Raw genomic sequence first — 20618 nt, forward strand, 5'->3', positions numbered from 1 at the left:
TACACCTCAATTTTTTAATGAATTTATTAGCTCGTTTGGTTCTACCTCACGAATTTTATTTAAAACAGTTTCATCGATATTGTTAATCTTCACTGTCGAAAACTCTGAAGACAAATGTGTTAATAATGCTCTTAACTCTTTGAACGAAAAATTGGCCTGCTGCGTAGATCGAGATCCTTGTGATAGATCACCCACTAGCACAAGATTCATACCTTTTTCGATATTTGCATTTTTCTGTCTAAACAGATTCTCATTTTCAGAAAATTGTTTTATTTGAGAACGATTTCCTTGAACCAATAAGCAATAATTATCTAACACGCTGTTAAATGGCTTTATAGAAATTTGCAGGACAGGATTACCTGCTGAATTTGATTTTGTAATCAGGAACTCAGGCAGTTTGCAGCTAATCTTATTCTCACGGGATTCTTCAATCGCTTTTAAATATGTTATTGCTTCTTGAATAGTCGATAGCCCTTGAATCTTGTCAGTTAATGTTCTGAAGTCTATATCTGAAGACATCAGTAAGGCTCTCTGTCTATTACCATTTACATCTGTATAGTTAATTGATTGAGAATGAACTTTTGACACAGATGCCACTGTTAGCGCACTAATAATATTACCTGTAAGCAATGTAGCCTCTTTCACTTTTTTAATTGGTTCAAACTCATCAAATCTATGGAATAGTGAACTTTCATTATTAAGCATCTCTAACCTCTCAAAAACTTTCATTAATGAAAGTTTTTGAGTATCAGAGCGTAAAAATAGCGCAGTACCTACATTCCGATGATGTGATTCAGTGGTAATCGCATCTTCGATTAAATACTTCAACTTGTCACTTTTGATTGCGTCCAAACTTGGGTAAGTGTATTTAACTTCATAGTTTTGAGAAGCAAGACAAACCGATGTTAGTTTAGGAAAAGTAACTCTGATAAGTGCATTCTCAAAACTATCCCTTTCTTTCAAATCAAAAAGTGATGGAGCTGTTTTAATGGCAAAGTTTAGACTAATGGAATTATGTTCATCTGCTAAATGTGATAATTTGTTGACGAAATCTACAACAATCATCGCTTTTTCTAGCTGATAAGCAACATGTGAAAAAACCTTTGAATTAAGTGAAATTATCGATTTCAAACCATCTAAATCGATGTTTTGTTTTAATCTATTTGTTATGTCTGCAAAAACATCATTATCCAGATCATTCTTTAAAAAACCTTGAGTAGCAGAATGTTTAACTGACTCGTATAGTTCTTTTGTCAGAATTACTTTTTGCACCTCATGATAGAGTTTAAGAAGTCTGGACAAAGGCAAATCTTTCGGCTCAATTTCGATACCATCAAACATTTTTGGATCATAGTTATCTAAATGTTTTGCAAGTTGAGTTGTCATTAATTTAGTACCTTTATCTACCAAAATATTGACATCATTAGAAGTTAGGGGAGTGATAGCTGACTCATACTCAACACGTTGATAAAAAGCAGGTTCAAAGAAAGCACTTTTATTTTTAACATTTGATATGCCTAAGCCAGTTTTTATTTCTTGGCTATCAAGTGTTTTGGCTTTCCAATCGCAAACTTTAACAACGAATGGATTGATACCAAGCTCATTGAGTTTTTGGATTTTTTCACTATATGCAAATGTAAGATCATCTATAATCTTTTCCTGCATACTGATTGTTACGAAATTAAGTCTGTTGAATATTTTCTTAATGAGGCCATCTGTATTTGCTTTATCTTCCCTTTCAGGCACATCTATGATTAGCATGTTTGCTAATGCACGATTGTTTTTGAGATATTCATAAGCAACGTCATCACCATATTTATTTAGAAGATCTACATCTGTTACTTGCTTATTAACATTCTCACGATTACTCGTTATGTTTGCACTCAATTCTGAAAGTTTGGCATTGTGCATCATAAGAAACTTACGCTGAATAGGTAGTCCTGTATCAAATTGAGAAATGATTGGATGACTTACTTGCCCTTTTCTATCTACTCGGCCAATTAATTGTAAAAACTCATCAATAGCTTGAGGAGCTTGAGCAGTCAAAAATTCACGTTGACGTAAATGATCAGAGTTTGCAAGATTTCCACCATTCACAGGAATTGCATGAAGCGATAATCCTGTTGATCCAGATCTAGACAAAATCATTACATCTAATTTTCCAGATTGAAATTCACTACAGGCCTTAGTCTTTTCAACTGGTGTGTTTTCAGTTCTTTTTTCTACTTTGTAAACAACACCATCGATATTATTAATTTTGCGTAAACAAAATTCACGGCCAGAAATTTCACCAACCTTATAACCTTTTTCCTCTAAAGCAATAGTCATTTGATCTAAAGGACATAAAGGAATATCAGGAAGTTTTTTTATTTCATCTCTAATTATTTCTTTAAATTCTAAATATTTTTCATCAATGATCGTTTCAGATCTAACTGAGCCATATCGATCTCTAATTTGGATTGTATCTAAACGATCCAACATACTTTCTAAAAGATCTGCGATATTGGGTGGCTTAGCTAGAATCTTCTCGGTGTGATTATACTCTGAGAGCTTTTCTTCAAGATTATTGAGGTTAAGTATTAAAGGGTTTTTATTGTATTCAGCTTGCGAGATTTCTCCTGAAGACAATTGGTTTAAAATTTGGATAAATTCTGGTTTTCCCTTTAGCTCATTAATATCATCAATAATAGAAATGGCTTTTTCATCTTTAACTAAAAGCATTTTTAGTAAAGATTCACCCGTATTTTCTAGACCAATTACAGGTTTTCGGTTTTCTTTTAAGGCTTCTAAAGCTTGATCAATAACTAATGGTGTAGTTACTGCTAATATAATTTGTCTACTAATGTTGTGCATTCTAGATGCAAAGTTCATGGAGTTGACCTGTAATCGATTCTCCTGCCACCCTGACTCTTTAGAACGTTCAATATTCGCTTTAATTTCAGCATTGATCTTTGCTACTTTCTCATCAACATCACCAGAAAGGTATGCCATTCTTGATAAAACAGAAGCTAATTGGTCAGACAATTCTCGTGTTGCAGTCTGGTAATGACTTGGTGAGTCATACGTTCTAAACTCAAGTTTAGAAAAGTCATGTTCTCTCCTCATAAAAACACCATCCTTAGCGAGTGCCATAGAAATAGCTTCAAGGATCTCATTTGATGGTTGGTTTTCAAGAATACTTTTTAACTGACCTTGAAATTGTGTAGGAAAAATATCTGAGTAAAAATTATAATTTTTTGCCTTTTTCAAACTCGTTGCTGATGAATAATAAGTTTCGCCAGTGTTCGCCTTTAACACATTTAAAAAGTAGCTGATGTTAGACTCACCGCTTGCAGCGACATGAGATTCATCTAACAATAATCGAGTTGAACGGTCGCAGCTGCGGATTAAAAGTTTTTCTTTAGTATGATTTCGTCCAGAGAATTGAGTATATGTAGTAAAAATTACATCGTATGATTTATCAATTTCAGATAGGCTAACCAATTCACTGGTTTTAATCGGATTATAAAGAATTTCATTGTTGTAACTTATTGCACCATCTACATTAAATATAAATGGATTTTTAATCAGCCGAGCAGTATCGGTATCAACAATATCTCTCCAGAGATCACTAAATAATTGTGCATTTCTAGTGAAGAATACAGGACGTTCATTGTTCAATAGAGAGTATCTTAATATTCCTGCTAAAGTTCTGCCTTTTCCAATTCCAGTTTGATCACCAAGTATGTATGATCTACCATGTTCAAATGTAAGAATTGCACTTGTAAGTGCATCAATCTGTTCAGAGCTGTAAGCTTTAGCAAGAGAAGCAACATCGTTATATTGAAGTGTATGTAAAATAAAACCATCAAACGGATTGCCACTTGCATTCTCAATAGCTAGAGCTAATTCTCTATTATTTTCAGCTTTCAATAAAATTGTTTTGATCTGTTCATCCTGTGACTCTTTGATTAACAAAGCTTGATCACTTGGAATCATAGAATTAGAAATTGAAACTTGTGAAACAGGAACATACATTACCTGCAATGATTTAGCTTCAAAAGTTTCTTGTTCTTGTTCAGTTTCAATCTCGTTGCCATCTTTAAAAGTAGAGTCTGAGAGGGGATGTGATGATTCTAATTCTGGCAAGTTCAGATCTAAACTATGTTGTTTAACTTCAGTAGGATCAACATCGATGTTTTCATCTTTCGCAGCCGTTTCAGCATAAAGCTCAAAAGGATTATCTTCTTCAGTTTGAGTACTGACCTCATCGAAGAAACCTAACTCAGATGTACTTTCAACAGAATTTAGATCGGGTATTGAGAGGGAAGTCTCCTTATCAATTGAACCAATTTGATTTGACTGATTGATCTGATTAGAAGCATGTCTATTAAATAAGATTTCTTCTGAAACTTTCCATAGATCCGTTTCAGTTTTAATGATCTCTAGATGATCAGGAACATCATACTTTCTAGATTGTGGGAGTTGTTCGCCAATAACTAGAAGTCTTACATTGACTTTAGTACCTTGTCTTTTATACAAAGAACCATCTAGTTCTAGGGCACATTCGACGTGGTAGTTGTCATAAAGATAATTTAAGAGAGTTTTGCTGCCCCCTTTAACTAAACCTTTATCATAGATACTATCAGATCCAATGATATAAACACTGCGTCCATTATCAGATCGTAAATTTAAAGATTCTAAAAGTATTTTATGATCTAACCTTTGTGTAGGAAATTGAATAGGCTGACCGTCAGCTGAGATCAGTGCAATTTGTTCTCGATCAATACTTCCAAAAGGTGGGTTGGCTATAACATAATCAAACTTGCGATGATTGTTCAAATTCAATAATGGAATTTTGGTGAAATCACCCTCAAAAACTTTTATATTTGATTCAATTGAGTTCGCATTAAAAAATGTTTGAAGATTCTTAACTCGATTGGAATCAATTTCAGTAGCAACAACATTCAGAAAAGGGGAGTCAATAAATTGAGTAATGAGAGATCCATTACCAATGGTGGGTTCTAAAATACTCTTTTGATTAGATCCCTTTATATCATCTAGTAGCAATTTCTGGCATATAGCCGAAATAGTGATTGGGGTAGAAAACTGCTGTAACTGGAGTTCACTTGCACCGATAATTTTTTTTATTGGTTGATTGTTATGTAAATTCACAATCTCAAAAAAATCTTTTTCAGCCGTTGCCTCAAACTTTGAAGCCATAACGTTAAAAGCTGTTTCCAATTGTTCATAAAAAAATTGCTTTTGCGTAGGGTTAATCTCAAGATCATAATTTTGATCTTGATTATTGTTTAAAATAAACTTCAAAGCTTGATCAATGTCATGTTCGTGTACGGTAGTGTTACTTTGTAAAATATATTTTGCATAACCTAAAGCACACTTAGAGATATTCCCACGTTTTAAGATGTGTTCTTGACCTGCTTTAAAAACTTTCCATAGTTCATTATTTGGAATTTGACCTTCAAAACTGGAATTATTTAAGTCCGAAAATTTCTTTGGATCACTTGTGAAAAATCGAGCGTAAGGCGTAGCGAAAACATGAAGACCATCGGCGTTGAGTCCGATTTTAGTCGCATTACGAATAGCTTCATGGTAGCGATATGTGCTTACATCGTTCACTGCTCGGACATAGGAATCATTTAATTGACCAACTGTAGTTTTATAAAACATAAGTTGTTGATTATTAAGCCCTAGCAAATTTACAAAAGAATTAATATTTGTATTTAAAAAATAGATATTTAAAACATTAGTCTTGTTAATTTTATGGATTTCAATATTGGATTTCTGAACAGCTGACTTATCCAGTTTATTGAAAAGATCTACTACTTCAATGCCGAAAAATTCTTTGCCATTATGATGTCTTTTCGCAGGACGAGTATAAAAACCCTCGTTATTTAGGTTTACCCAAGTGAAATTATTTACAGTTTGATTCATAGCGAGATTCCACCAAAATTAACGATTAAATCCAAAATCAATAGATTGTGAATTACTAGATTGTTGATTCCGTTTGGATTCTTCTATGAGATGACGTGAATGATCTTGGCCAGTTTTTACATACTGTGGTAAAGCATGTTTGGTGAAATCTTCATTTAAGATAAGTTTTTTAGAAAGCTTTCCATCATCTAGATCCAATTTTTCAAGCTTATTTGCTAAAGCCATCGGATCTGTAGTTGCTGTGAAAGTTACATAAGGTGACAACGTATCACTATGTCGTTCAATGCCGATCATAGTGTCTAAATAGCCTTTATGCTGTATTGGTTGATTTGTGGCTGCGTCCATTTCTGAAATATTGTAAATTTTAAGTGGACTCTGAGATCTACTTGCTTTATTTCTATAGCTGTTGACCGTTTCTTTTCCTAAGAAAATATTCCTACTTGTGTAAGCATCTAAATATATTTCTCCCTTTTCAATTTTGGTTGAGATAGATCGTAAATAATTTTGAAGTTGAGGATCTGATGTCTCTAGCTTATGTATAAAATTTTGATTTAAAAGCTTATTGACTAAAATCCTGTTTAAATCATGATTGAACAATACATTGTTTTGAGGTGTGTTATTTGCAGTTATAAGTGGGTTAGACATCAAATTAGTAAGAGTAGTATTTATATTTGCAGGCACTTTAATGTTTCTAGTACCTGCTTGTATTTGTTGCAAATAGGTACTTAAAATACCATTGTATATAGCTTGTCCATCGTTTTTTGATCGTAGGATATAATTCAAATTTCCTGATCGTTCAGCACTATATTCATCTTCATGATTAAGAGCACTCATAAACATTTGTTTAATTTTGTCAGTATCAGAATTTCGATCAATGGTGAAATGATTTTCTATAATTTCTACTCTGCCAAATGATGTATTTGGAGTAGAAACAAATTGAACATGCGCAGGAGCTATAATTAACTCTGAAGATGGTTTTGTTGAAATTGATTCAAACCAATGTGCTCTAAAAGATCGATAGTTATCAGTAGAGGGAATTTCAAAACTTTGGTCAAAACTTAAAGCAACGGAATTATTTTTACTTCTGTCAGACAATGTTTTTCTTGGATTGGAAGATAGTTCGTATTGGTTTTGAACTATTTGACGAGCTTGGCTTTCAGATTTCAAGCGACCAGTCTGAATCATATCCTGTACACGTTCATCAACAGTATTCAATCGAACTTTTATTTTTTCATTAGTGGCAATGTTAGTACCAAAAGCATACTCATTTCCATCTGGTGCATAACCTATACCGTCTAAATGTAAAAAAATTCTATTTGGTACAGCCTTGTTATTCACAGGATTATTAATGCTTCGACTCATGGCCTGTAGATGACTTAGATCAAGATCATCTGTTTGTTTATTATTCATCATTTGTTCCCCTGTTGTATGGGTATAAGTAGTGATAGCAATGTTTCTTGCAAATAAGATTCTATAACAAAAAAAAGGAAAATGAAAAGATTTTAAAAAAAAGATATACCGAATTTTTAAAAATTTAGTTTTCTAAAGACAGATCCTTTGACTGCTCACTTACTTATATTTAGATAAATTTAAAGAATAAATTTAAATTTATAGGAGCAAAAAAAAAATTATAAAATTCAGAACCTTAATCTTATGATGTGAGGTATTAAATAATCTTTGTGAGGTTTTAGATAAGAACTGTGAGGTTTTAAATAATTTTATGTAATACAATGCCTTATGGAATTTTTTATTTTTTATGTGAGGTTTTAAATAGAAGTTGTGAGGTTTAATATTTATATTGTGAGGTTTTAAATAGAACTATTCAAAATTTATAAGTATTTGTAAAATATAAATTAAATTTATATTGTGAGGTTTTAAATAGAAGTGTGTGAGGTTTTGAATAAGTGCTGTGGATAACTCTTAATGGTGATCTCTTTCAATACTTTTCCACAGACTTTGATGCTCTATGTATATTAGATCTCTTGCGAAAGTCATTATTGAAAATTTATCCGGTTTACCAGTGCAGCGATTAAGTTAATGCGTAAACCGAATCTTTTCCGTCTATTTCGATAGCGTTCACTTAATATTCTAAATGTCTTCAATTGACTATTGATGTGTTCGATCACAACTCGTATTTTTCCAATCATTTTATTGTACTTTTTCTCAACATCAAATAAGGGTATATTCTTCTTTTTCTTTATTGGCATCAATAATTTAAAGCCATCTTGCTCTAATCCGTAGTACCCTAAATCGGTCATAACATATTCACAATGTTTGAATTTCTTAACCGTTTTTCTTGCCAGTTTAATGTCATGCTGACTGCCATTCGATATATCTAGCCCTATGATTTGTTTGCTCTTCGGATGATAGATCACTTGTGCTTTTAGCGTATGTTTCTTCTTTTTACCACTGTAGAACTTACTCTGATTTTTTTTTCGGGCGTTCTATTGAACATTCTGTCGCATCGATAATGACCCAGTTAAAGTGTTCGTCTGCTGTGGTAATGCTTCGTTTTGGCAGAGTAAAACATCTTGATTTCATCAATGCATCTTCAACCTTTTTAATGGTTCGATTCACATTACTTTCAGCGATATGGTAGTGTGCCGCCAATTCCAGTTGAGTACTGTAGTTACGTAAGTAATTGAGCGTTAATAACAACTGATCCTCTATAGCTAAAGTATGAGGACGACCTGATTTCTTTTTGAGTGATTCTGCTTTTTCTAAAACATCTACCATTTCGGTAAAAACTGGTCGAGGTACGCCAACCAAGCGTTTAAATTCAGAATCTGAAAAACGATTTAAGTTCTGATATCTCATGAAACTTAGATTGAGGTGGTTTTTACTTTCGCAAGAGATCTATTTTATATAAATAATTAACTAATAATAATACTTAATAGGTTCTGAAATTTTTCTTTTAGAAACATGATGTTAAATAGTATTGTGAGGTTTTAAATAGAAGTTGTGAGATGTTGGATAAATCTTGTGGGGTTTTAAATATTCTTTTAAAATACAATATCTTATTTGCTTTTTGCATTTTTATGTGAGGTTTTAAATAGAACTGGTGAGATCTTAGATCCATATTGTGAGGTTTTAAATAGAAAAATGACTTAACGCTAAGTAATTGTATTATCATAAATTATTATATATTGTGAGGTTTTAAATAGAGTTATGTGAGGTTTTAAATAAAACTTGTGTATAAATGAAATAGTATATATATCAGTTGTAAGTTGTTGGATTTAAAGTTTTTTTATTTAAAAAATGATTAGAAGAATATCGAAAATTATGTTATATTTGTTGGAGTAGATTATATTCTATTATTAATAACGACTTAGTAATGAAATTATTATTGAGTTTCCTCCAACTTAATTAGGTGAGCTTTAGACATGACAACCATGACGGCAATTTTCCCTCACCATTGGGTGGTTGAGGAAAAAGACTGGAATCAAGTGGAAAAAAAACCTACTCAGCTTTCGCTATTAGATTTTCCTGAAAAAGAGTTGCCTTTTAATTTAAAGGACTCGAAGAACTGGAGTGAGCAAAACCCTAAGTTTCAAGAAAAGGTTATCTTGGAAAGTGGGCGTGATCATTTCATCATCGATTTTCGTATAGATCTTTCTGACCAAGAATTTTTCAATATGATCAACGATTACTTGTACTCTTTGGAAGCAAGAAGCACTGTCTTGGACTCTTTCGATTCTAGACTTGTACATACTGTCAATGCTTCTGAGATTTCAACCAGATTGGGTATCACAATATCTGATTTTGAGTTGAAGATGCAGAAATTAGCTACATCCTCATTTTCTGTTGAACAATATCGTAAAGTCATTCACTCTAAGACGAGCAAGCGTGAGCTTAAATTTTTGAAGCTGTTTTCAACGAATCTAGTCAGCGAGTATGTGAGTTTCGCTGTCGGTACTGAAGTTTTTTATAGTTTTAATTACACGCAGTACTTTGAGAAGTATTATCAAAAGGGCAGTTTGTATAGCAATATTATGAGCTTACCATTCGGAAAAGCCATCTAAAAGACTTCAATATGAAGTCTTTTTTTATATTGTGAGTAAAAGTCTATTTTTCTCACAATATAATTGTGTTATAAAGATAAAAATGATTTTTTCGGAATGGTAATGGAAACATTATTAGAATCAGGATCAGAGAGCTGTGCTCCTGATATGACAACTGATCTACAGGTATCAGAAGCAGCTGATCACCCTGATGTTTTTGGGTTTAAAACGGCCAGTGAATTTTCTTTACCAGTATCTCTTATTCATGTTACCCATCATTGCACGGTAGCAGAGCACAAGATTTGGTTATGTTTGCTAAGTCATGCTAGTGAAATTATCAAGCAGCAAAAATTGCAATTGAGTGCCGAGACAAATATAAATTTTAGAATACCTGTAGATGTAATTTTGTTCAAAACAGGATCTACAACGATAAGTCTAAAAACTTTATCTGCTTACCTTGAGCGACTGAAAGGTAATAATATCAAGATCGATCTATTGAATAAGCAGGGTTATCGTTCTATTACATCACACTTTAATTTTATTAATGACTTTTCCTTGATTTCTAATGATCAGACTCATTCTACAAATTTATTCTTTTCAGACATTGAGGATGAATCAGAGATTGAGACCGATGAAGAAGTAGTCCGTACACTTAGAAATAATCTATCTAAAATTGAAGTGGTTTATTCATTACCATCTTTTTTTACTTCAATTATTCAGGATACGATTTCGGTTCAGAAGCTCACGCATCTCTTTTCTTGGACAAATATTTTGTCTTTAACTGCATCTGGAAAAAAAGCAGGAAAGAATGAAAGTTTACTTTATTGTCTACTGGAATCATTGGGTGATAAGACCGAACTTGATTTTGAGACTTTTAAAGCATATCTAGGCTATCTAGATCCTAAGCAAGCGAAACGTCCAGAAGATAGATATTTAATTCGTGATTCTATCAAGCCTGCTATCAGTAATTTTAATGAAAATGAATTAATGTCATATACAATTGAATATGACTTTATTCGTGGACGCTATAAAAAAATTGATAAGATAATACTAGAAAAAAAGTATAAAACTCTCACCAATGAGGTTGAGTCTAAACAATGGCATATCATTCTAAATGAAGATATACCAATTCAGGAAAAAAGAATCTTAATTAAGCAAATTTTGCCAAACTGTGAAGTTTTGAATAATACTGATTCAGATTTAAGGATTGTTATCGAAGCAGTTAAGGACTATATCAAATCTTTAAAGAAAAAAAATAAATTAACGAATTACATAGGCGTATGCCGAAAGGGATTTAATGACCAGTGGGGTTTATCTGGAAAGACGCAACAGACTACAATTGTAGGGGATGAACAAATTGCGAACGCTGCCAGATCTGGAGTAAGTACTGCACTTGGAAAAAATCCTTTGCCGTTACAAAGAGCCATTAATCCTTTAGAGAATATTGCTAAAAAGATTCAGTATATCTTAAGTCTATTAGCAATGAATGGAGGAAAAAAATTCCTTTTGGAAGCGGTTGAACAAGATGGATATGATAATCTTGTTTTAAAATATTCCGAAGCATTTACTAAGTTTAATAATAAACTATTATTTACAGCTGAACATACTGAGCAAGTTTTTAATTTGGTATTTAGCAATGAAGATGTAAAAGTAAATTTTGATAAATTTGATAAAGTAAATTTTAATTATGTCCTGTCTGCTTCTATTGCATTATTCGTCTATTCAACTGTCATTTCACAGGATATAAAATCGTATAGTGATAATAACTTCCGTCAACCAGATTCCATGAGAAAAATTATTGAGGACATAATCAATTACATTGATTCAAATTGCTAATTTCAACTATATTACTTACACATCAAAATAAGGGTAACTTTAATGACCAGTAAATTCGATTTAGAAAATTATTCCGAAGTAGAATTAGGTGAGCTGATCAAAGAGGCAGAAAAATTAAAAGCTTCAAAAGCAGTTCAAACAAAAATTAATGCTTATGAGCAACTTTTAGAAATTGCTAAAGGTGTTGGATTGTCACTGGATGAGTTGATCCAGTTTGGTCAAGAAAATTCTAAGAAAGAACCTAAGAAAGTTGTCGAACCAAAATATCGTAATAAAACAAATCCAGATGAGACGTGGACAGGACGAGGTAAACATCCGAAATGGTTAGTAAATGAACTCGCTAATGGAAAAAACCTTTCTGATTTTCTGATTTAAAATTCACTCGCTTGATTGATCCTCAACTTCATTCAAGCGAGACAAAATAGCCTAAGCAAATCTATTCGTCATTTTTCATGATATTAATTCTCTGATTTCCTTTTTCTGTTGTCTGTATTTTTCCCTTTTTATCTTTGGCCAAATTTCTGTCCGCTTATTTCCGATTATGGAATTAGTCCGTTAATGGTATTATCCATTGGCGGTAGAAATCCCGACAATGGAATTTAGGGTAGGGAAGTACTGGAGGTATTTAATGAGTTGAGTCTTTATTGAAACCTGCAAAACTTGCTTAGGCTATTTTGATTTGTCGATATATGGTATCTTTCACTGTTAGAAAATTTTATCATATAAATTATTAGCTTACATTAATATTTTGTAGCAGGCTTAACTCGATATAGTATAATTAGGGTGTTGTAGGGCTGTTGAAAGTGTGGACGTGCTCCAGATAAAGCTTCAGTGATTTATATATGAATATGTTTAAAAGGGTATAGGCGTGGACTACATTTCGATGCTGTATATGGATTGGTTCATTATCTTACTATTGGCGTATATGGCAGCAGGCCTAGCGACTTATATGGTGATTGGCTTTGTTCCAGTAGGTAGGCGTAAACGTTTCTTTTTCACGGCTAATGCGCCTGTATTGATCGCTATAGCAGCCTTTTATTTTTTAGTGCCTGTGCCAAGCATTATTCAGAATAATTATATTAAATCAGTGTATAACCTGAAACTGAATACTGAAAATCCGTTCCTGTTCAATACGAGTGTCGCATTAGATAGACTATGTACTGGCCATAGTCTAAAAGGGTATCAATATTTCATGTTTCAAAAGGCTTATCGTGAAGATATGGATCATATCGTTGGCCAAGATCAGGATAAAATCTGTGATATGAAAATTTGAATTCAATATTGTTATTCATTTATATGTTTAATTAATCATTACTCTGTTTGTCGAAACTTATAAAGCAGTATGATTGATACCAAAAAATATTATGCACAATAGAATGGTTAATACAAAATAAAGTATGATACCCGTGTTCATAATTCGTTGTTGTGGTGAAATTTCAGAAATAACATCCTCCATGATATTTTCATAGAAAAATTTTGAGAAAACACTAAATGCTAGAATGCAAAAAAGACAGACCATAAAGGAAATGTTTAATAATAAAATGTCTGAATTGAGTTTACTGGCCGTGATGACGTGGACAATTAAAACAGGCACAACCATTATGGGTAGATAAAACGTTTTATTTAAATTATTAAGCATTTTAAGGTCTCCTGTACTCTTTAAAATTTGCTTATTTATTTCTACTGCGAGTTGCACGATACTCAACTACATAGCAAGGCTTGCATAAAGAAGACCATTGCTGTTTGCCATCCCTAAACCCATTCTTATAGAAAAATTCATTATCAAAAGGAAAATAAGATAGACATTTTGTGCATCTCTTTTCTATGCCAAGTACCGTATTAATATATATAGGTAGAGCTGTTGATTTTGGAACTGGAGTCATCAATTTTTCTGGCGTGATCTGGAAATGATTAATCAAACAAATAGTTGATGATCCCGAAGTATTCCTTTTCAAGTTCATTCAAATTACTTTTTTTCCCTGCACAGATCCGTTTACCGACTGAAGACAGAAAGGCTGTACCCTGAATATGTTCCAGATAATAATCAGCCGTCCCATCACTATAGGAAAGGCCTAATTTCTCAGCCACACGTACACCATTTTTCTCTTGGTTTTTCCATGCCAATAATAAGGACATGGCAACCTGATGAGATCCACTAGGTGCGAAAAAAACACCATAACTGCGGTCGTAGACAAAAGGCTTGCTAAGATCCGCTTGATCGATGGATGAGGGGAGAGACATTTTGGCATTACACATTGCATTCCACATCTGGTCAGTTATCCAGTCAGGTCGTGTTATGGCCATAAATTTACTCGCTTTGTAGATGGTGTATTTGCATTGCCAATTTTACTTCACTTCTACAATTCATGTGCAGAATAATATCTAAAGCCTCATCTACAGTGGTTCGCATTGCATCATCGATATTGATCGTATAATAGAATGCTTTTCCTTTGGCTGCTATGCTGCTTATGAATGCCTTGTCAAATTCATTCCAAATTATACATGGGGCATTAATAGGCTTTGAATTAAGCGATACCAATGCTTTACACAGCTCACCAATGTTGATGAGATCCTTTGGATCTGGATCATCGATTGTGACTTCTTCATCAGCATTAATTATATGTCTCCAAGCTTTGGTTTGGATACGTTCCAAGCGACATAGGAAATGACCTAGTTTTAAGTCAAAGTCGGTGGCTCTATTAGCTAAGGGGTTTTTAAGAAGACTGTTAGCTTCAATATGGCCACCCATACGTTCAATGATATTCATTGTGCATTTTCCTTTTGGTAGAAGTTTTTAATGCAATTTAAAATTGCTGTCTATAATTCTGAACTCTTGAGATTTTTTGAACCGTACCGGGTTTGTCGGAGACCACTTTTCTTGAGAGAATGTCCCGATGAAAAAAGTAAAATACACCCCTGAAATCAGAGATAGAGCGGTTCAATTATTGATTGAATCTGAAAAAGATTATCCTTCTACTTGGGCTGCAATCACCGCTATTGCTCCCAAGATAGGTTGTACTCCTGAAACTCTACGTGTTTGGTATCAAAAATATTTAGATAAACAAAACCCAATTAAAGTACAGCAACTTTCAGATCAAGAACGTATTAAACAACTCGAACGTGAAAATAAAGAACTGCAACGTGCTAACGAAATTCTACGTAAAGCAGCCGCTTTTTTCGCCCAGGCGGAGCTCGACCGCCCACACAAATAATGGTGGATTTTATCCAGAACAATAAAGATCGATATGGTGTTGAAGCGATTTGTAGAATTTTACCGATTGCAGCTTCGACCTATTATCGGGCTTTAGATCTCGTTGATAACCCAGAACATCGAGCGAAACGTGCTCTGCATGATTTACATCATGCAGAGCAAATCAAACGTATTTGGAAAGAAAGTTTAGGTCGATATGGTGTGCGTAAGGTCTGGCAACAATTGAAACGTGAAGGTTATGTTATCGCACGTTGTACAGTTGCTCGATTGATGCAGAAGCTAGGTATACAAGGTGTTTGGCGTGGTAAGAATAAACAAACCACCCGTAGCCGAGATGATCAAAAACGAGCAGATGACTTAGTAAAACGCAATTTTAATGCAGATCATCCTGACCAGCTGTGGGTCGCTGACTTCACGTATATTCAAACTCATTCAGGCTGGGTCTATACCGCCTTTATTATTGATGTGTTCTCGCGAGCAATTGTTGGATGGAAAGTATCAACACGTATGAATACAGATATGGTGCTCGATGCACTGGAGCAAGCATTGCATGATCGAGGCATGCCAAAGAACGTGATTCATCATAGTGACAGAGGCGTGCAATATCTTTCCATTCGTTATACCAATCGTTTAGAAGCAGCAAATTTACGAGCATCAGTCGGTACGACCGGTGATTCATACGATAATGCTTTGGCTGAAACGGTGAATGGCTTATACAAAACAGAGGTGATTGAATATTTAAAAGCGGATTGGCAAGGTTTAGCGGATGTACAACTTGCGACACTAAACTGGGTAGATTGGTTCAATAAAGAGCGTGTACACAGTGCACTGGGTTATGTATCACCTTTTGAGTTTGAAGCAATGTACTATGATAAGATTAACCCGTTAGGTCAGGTGGCCTAACTTAAATAAAAAAGTCTCCGACAAACCCGGTACGGTTCATTTTCGTAACCAAGCAATCTTTCGACCGCACTGATCCACAAACTAATCCTAATTTTTTGAACCTCGTAAGAACCAAGTGGATCAAATTCAGGAACGATATAAGCTCTGCGCTTAACTGCCCTTTTAACAGCATTCAATACCAGATCTGCAACCTCCTCATTGTCACATTCAAGAATTGAAGTGTAGTCTGGATGGTCTTTCTTGGTTTTGATCAAAACACCATGCCAATTGACTGCAATACGAAACTTATAAATATGAGAAATATCTACCGTATACCCTAAATAAATTCGGCGTTTTTGAATTTCTTCAGTAGCAATATCAAGTTCTAGCTGATCGTTCAATTTCATAGAGCAGTTCTCATTGCATCTTATGTTCATTGTACATATTAAATATTATATGTACAATGAACATATAATATTTTATTGTTAAAGATGTTTCAAAGAACATACAAACTAATTAACCATAAAATGTACAAAGAACATATAATAAGTTTAGAAATATTTTTTTGAGTAGATGGCACTTTTTACAGACTGAGTGTTTCATTTGAGAATGAATCTCTTTATGCTGTGTCATTTATTCCAATATGATAAATCTAATATTACTGATGGCTGCGCCACAGAGAGAGGGAAGATCGAATGGTATACCTTAAGAACAAACTTGTTCTCACTTTATCTTGCATGTTTTTATCAGGCTGCATGACAACAACAAATTTTCAGTTATCTGGCATACAGCGTAAGCAGTTTATGCTGATTCCCTCCAGTGAGTACTTCACACAGGCGAACCAGAATTATCAAAATTTGATGAATGGTTATAAAAGTAAGGGTGTACTGGATAGAAAACCAGATATGACCAAAAGAGTCCTCACTATTGCACAGCGCATTACTGCACAAGTTGAAACTATTAAACCTGCTACTAAAGACTGGACGTGGGAAATGCACGTCATTAACACCTCAACGGTGAATGCGTTCTGCACAGGGCAGGGCAAAATGGCGGTTTTTGAGGGCATGATTACTACGCTTAAACTTACCGATGATGAACTTGCTGCAATTATTGGTCATGAAATTGCACACGCCTTACTTGAACATGGACGTGAACGTGCTTCAACGGATCTGGTGACGAATCTGGCACTAGGTCAAATTGGCGGTGATGCGCAAACCATAACCTATTACGTGTCGAAATTAGGCCTATCACTACCTTTTAGTCGTCATCAGGAAAGTGAGGCAGATCTTTTGGGTTTGCAAATAGCAGCCAAAGCAGGTTATAACCCAAACGCAGCGATTAGTTTGTGGGCTAAAATGGGGGAGTTGCAAAAAGGATCTAATAACAAACTTTCAGGGCTTTTAAGTACACACCCTATACCTGCTGAACGTATGAAAGCACTTGCATTGGCTGCACCAAAATTCATGCCTTTTTATCTTGAACATAAATACAAATAGAAGTACAAGATTCAGCAACTCACAAATCATGTGGGTTGCCTTACTTTAAATAAAAACAATAAAGACAAATTTAAAACTTTGAAAATATCTCAAATAGTTCTATTATGTACAAAGAACATAATAGAATGGCTGCTATGACACTAATCAATTTTAAGCTGCACCCTAGTTTTATTCATAGTGCGATCAAAGATCAAGCGAGTGGAATTGATAAAGCGATTGCAGAACTCGTTATGAACTCTCTTGATGCAGGTGCAACAAGAGTAGATATTCACGTCAATGAAATTGATGAAAAATATCATTTCACAATTAAAGACAACGGTAAAGGTTTTACCCAAGAAACAATTGAACATTACTTTGCTTGGTTCGGTGCTCCTCATGATGAGGGTGATGCAATTTTTGGGAAATTTCGTCTCGGCAGAGGTCAAATTTTTAACTATGCTTCAACGGAATGGTTCAGCAATCAATTCGCCTTAAAAGTAGATATTGAAGAAGCTTTGAACCAAAAAAGCGATACTTTGGGTTTTGATTTTGATGAAGTCAAAACTTCTAAAGTTAAAGGTTGTGAGATTAAAGGCATTATTTATGAAAAGTATGGTAGAGATAACTTCTCAATTCAATCTTTTAAAGAAAATCTAAAGGATATTATTGAATACATCGATTTGCCTGTCTATTTTAATGGTGAACTTTTAAATACACCCAAAAGAAAAATACGTTCTACCTTAAATAAAGGCGATATACTTTTTGAAGATGACCTTGCATATTATATTTTAAAAAGATCTGCCGATAGTTTTAAAATATATAATCTTGGCGTTCGAGTTCCTTATACATGGTATGAAGAAAGCCTATTAAAAGGTATCATTATCAGCAAAAAGCCGTTTATGCTTACAGCTTCCAGAAATGAAGTTATAGTAGATCGCTGTCCAATATACAAACAAATTATTTCAAACATCACAAACTTACATGAAGAAAAATATTTAAATAAGTTTTTGTATAGAGAGGTTCAAAAAAATGAAAAAAAGAAGAAAATTATAGATGAGAGTGCTGCTATTCATATTATTGAAAATATCATCAAAAATAAAACTGTTTATGACGCAAAAATTATTCTTGAAGCTTTCCGATCTCCACTATTTGAAGATTACAAGAACCGAACTTTGTCTGCTGTTGACTTAGTAAGTACTAAAGCCATTATGCTTTTTAATGAAGACTATGATTATACAAAAGTTGAAAAAATTGAGAGCAAATTCGATGCTTTAATTGTAGATGAGAATAGTACATTAAGATCATTTTTGAATAACTTCTATTATTCCTATAGAACTGCATGGCAACAAGATTTTAATGCACAGGCAACTTATTTGTCACCTTTAGAACAGTTCTTGTTCATTATTAAAACCATACTCAATCGCTTTAGCAATAAATTCTATGATGTACCTGAAGACATACATTACAGCACGGCTATTGAGTCACTGGTTGAAGATCGAAAGATCTTTGCTGATAACGAGCTAACCTCTGATGGTAAACAGTACTTAAATTTCCTGAACCATATCAATGATCGCCTGTTTGAACTACATGGCCGTGTTTTCAATCAAGAAAAGCGTGTAATTCATCTTGGTGAAGCTCCAGATGCAGAAGCTTGGACTAACAACAGTGGTTACATTGTTTTCAGTACCAATACTCAAAAATATTTTAACGAAAAACAATATTTAAGACTTTTATTGATCCTGATACACGAATATTGTCACAAGGACTCATCAGAAAAAGCCCATGATATTGAATTTTATCAAGAGTTTCACGATTTCATAATTGAAAAGGATCTGAATTCTGTATTAGAAAACTATATTTCCGCTTCTATGGCCAGTACGAATAAGGAACAGATCTGCCTAGAACTTCCAAAACAAGAAGAAGCCAAAAAGGACGATTTAATTGTCCAAAGACTAACTAGCCTCATCAATTCGCCTACGCATAAGAATACATTAATGCTTGATGCACTTATAAAAGATATGAATCTTAACTTCTATGCAGCGGATAATAAGACACTTTTTGGTGTCAAATATAATACGTTTAGAGGATGGGTAACAGATCCAAGTAGTACCCGACATCGTAACCCTAGACCAGCTGTATGGAATAATTTTATATATAGTTTGATTGCTCATCGATTAGGATTCAAAGATACTAATGCGTTCCTAAAATTGAGTATGGAGCTTCCAAATGAGTATGGTCTGTCAGAGGGGAATTAATCAATGCTTAATTTTATCTATGATGCTTACCAGTACCATAAGTTTTATTCAAGAAACAACTTACAGCGTAATAGAACTAGCTTTTTAAAGCTGTCACATATTCTTAAAAATGAGAAGTTTATTGATTATTTCGAGCTGCTTAACCTACATTTGTTAAGAGATTTAGATTCTAAGGAATATCAAAATAATAAACTTGTCACTCATAATCGAAATATGGAATCTAATCGTTCTAAGCTATTTTCCATACTAAATAGTTTAATCGATAGACATGACAGTGATTACACATTAAATCTAGCAGATGTTAAATTTATTAAAGCTTCCCGTGATGCAGTGTTCTATAATTTATTTGATAATGTTTATGACTGGTGGGAATATACTTTAACAAAAGGAAACCGCTGTTTAAGTCCAGAGGTAGTAAAAGAAATACTAGATTTTAAAATTGATAAGATTGATAAGATTGATAAGATTGATAAGATTATTCATAGTGAAGATTTTAAAAGAAACCATTGCAATTTCACCAAATTTTCTTGGCATAAAGGTATTGCTGCTGAAAATGGAGGGGGTTCACATCGATTAGCTTATGTAATTAAACTTTGTCAGTTTTTTAATGTAAGTGCTCCTTATAAAACAAATTTAATTACTTACACTTTAAATAGAGAAGCTTTGGAAAACTTGTTTTCAGATTTCTCGGTTTATATCTGTTTTGATTTTCTTGTTAATGATTTTAACTCCTTGCTAAGCAAGGGATATATTAATGATATTGAATATTATAGTTATACATATTCACCCTCATTCAAGAACAATGGAAAGCCAGATATAGTTTTTTTTATCATTAAGAATAACTATCAGTCAAAAGTATTTCGATACTTTTTGAACAAACACCTTAATTCTCAAGATGAGTTAAGGGGAATCCTGTATGACTTGATCCTGTAAGATAATGCCACTTTAAGGATGAATTCAAGATAGTATCAAAGTCTTTTATTTCAATAATATATTTGATTTTTGATTGTAAAACACAATATTC

General features: G+C 33.5%; 14 protein-coding genes and 1 other annotated feature. Of the genes, 8 read left to right on the top strand and 6 right to left on the bottom strand.

The window, feature by feature from the left end; all coding sequences use genetic code 11:
- Positions 1-6: 6 nt before the first annotated feature.
- The 3 genes from QLH32_RS19200 to QLH32_RS19210 form a co-directional block, all read right to left on the bottom strand.
- Entirely contained in the window at positions 7-5934 is a 5928-nt protein-coding gene (locus QLH32_RS19200; protein WP_283269482.1) for a strawberry notch C-terminal domain-containing protein, read from the bottom strand.
- Between the two features lie 18 nt (positions 5935-5952).
- A complete protein-coding gene (locus tag QLH32_RS19205; protein ID WP_283269483.1) occupies positions 5953-7344 on the bottom strand; it encodes a hypothetical protein in 1392 nt (463 codons plus the stop codon).
- Between the two features lie 584 nt (positions 7345-7928).
- Positions 7929-8751 (bottom strand): IS5 family transposase gene (locus QLH32_RS19210; RefSeq protein WP_109439987.1). Its coding sequence is split into 2 segments (ribosomal slippage): positions 7929-8369 and positions 8371-8751, totalling 822 coding nucleotides; the frame shifts between segments, so codons are not numbered across the junction.
- A 566-nt stretch (positions 8752-9317) separates the two neighbouring features.
- Here QLH32_RS19210 and QLH32_RS19215 point away from each other — a divergent pair.
- From QLH32_RS19215 to QLH32_RS19230, 4 genes are all read left to right on the top strand, one after another.
- Positions 9318-9956, top strand: coding sequence for a hypothetical protein (locus QLH32_RS19215; protein ID WP_240016394.1), 639 nt, complete (start codon positions 9318-9320; stop codon positions 9954-9956).
- A gap of 102 nt (positions 9957-10058) precedes the next feature.
- On the top strand, positions 10059-11771 hold the full coding sequence (locus QLH32_RS19220) for a hypothetical protein (RefSeq protein WP_240016412.1): 1713 nt from the start codon (positions 10059-10061) through the stop codon (positions 11769-11771).
- 42 nt (positions 11772-11813) lie between these two features.
- Positions 11814-12146, top strand: coding sequence for an H-NS histone family protein (locus tag QLH32_RS19225; RefSeq protein ID WP_061403660.1), 333 nt, complete (start codon positions 11814-11816; stop codon positions 12144-12146).
- 493 nt (positions 12147-12639) lie between these two features.
- Positions 12640-13044, top strand: a complete 405-nt coding sequence (locus QLH32_RS19230; protein ID WP_283269485.1) for a hypothetical protein — start codon at positions 12640-12642, stop codon at positions 13042-13044.
- Positions 13045-13682: 638 nt separating this feature from the next.
- Here the strand turns inward: QLH32_RS19230 and QLH32_RS19235 are convergent.
- Both QLH32_RS19235 and QLH32_RS19240 read right to left on the bottom strand, forming a co-directional pair.
- Complete coding sequence (locus QLH32_RS19235) at positions 13683-14075, bottom strand: hypothetical protein (protein WP_283269486.1); 393 nt, start codon at positions 14073-14075, stop codon at positions 13683-13685.
- A 4-nt stretch (positions 14076-14079) separates the two neighbouring features.
- Positions 14080-14538: a hypothetical protein gene (locus QLH32_RS19240; RefSeq protein ID WP_283269487.1), complete on the bottom strand. Its 459-nt coding sequence runs from the start codon at positions 14536-14538 to the stop codon at positions 14080-14082.
- Positions 14539-14665: 127 nt separating this feature from the next.
- On the opposite strand from QLH32_RS19240, the gene QLH32_RS19245 reads away from it, so the two are divergent.
- Positions 14666-15885 (top strand): IS3 family transposase gene (locus QLH32_RS19245; protein WP_100833221.1). Its coding sequence is split into 2 segments (ribosomal slippage): positions 14666-14942 and positions 14942-15885, totalling 1221 coding nucleotides; the frame shifts between segments, so codons are not numbered across the junction.
- Positions 14941-15057 (top strand) — a sequence feature (AL1L pseudoknot). It overlaps the preceding gene by 117 nt.
- Here QLH32_RS19245 and QLH32_RS19250 read toward each other — a convergent pair.
- The gene (locus QLH32_RS19250; protein WP_283269489.1) at positions 15882-16271 is read right to left on the bottom strand and encodes a hypothetical protein; all 390 of its coding nucleotides are present in this window, start codon (positions 16269-16271) and stop codon (positions 15882-15884) included. The genes QLH32_RS19245 and QLH32_RS19250 overlap by 4 nt on opposite strands.
- A 348-nt stretch (positions 16272-16619) precedes the next feature.
- Between QLH32_RS19250 and QLH32_RS19255 the strand changes: the two genes are divergently transcribed.
- The 3 genes from QLH32_RS19255 to QLH32_RS19265 all read left to right on the top strand — a co-directional run bounded on the left by QLH32_RS19255 (position 16620) and on the right by QLH32_RS19265 (position 20527).
- A complete protein-coding gene (locus QLH32_RS19255) occupies positions 16620-17360 on the top strand; it encodes a M48 family metallopeptidase (RefSeq protein WP_225761862.1) in 741 nt (246 codons plus the stop codon).
- 125 nt (positions 17361-17485) lie between these two features.
- Positions 17486-19594 (top strand): ATP-binding protein, encoded by a 2109-nt coding sequence (locus QLH32_RS19260; RefSeq protein ID WP_283269490.1) that lies wholly within the window; start codon positions 17486-17488, stop codon positions 19592-19594.
- 3 nt (positions 19595-19597) lie between these two features.
- A complete protein-coding gene (locus tag QLH32_RS19265) occupies positions 19598-20527 on the top strand; it encodes a DUF6685 family protein (protein WP_283269491.1) in 930 nt (309 codons plus the stop codon).
- The last annotated feature ends 91 nt before the right edge of the window (positions 20528-20618 follow it).

The sequence above is a fragment of the Acinetobacter corruptisaponis genome (assembly GCF_030053775.1).
GTDB lineage: Bacteria > Pseudomonadota > Gammaproteobacteria > Pseudomonadales > Moraxellaceae > Acinetobacter > Acinetobacter corruptisaponis.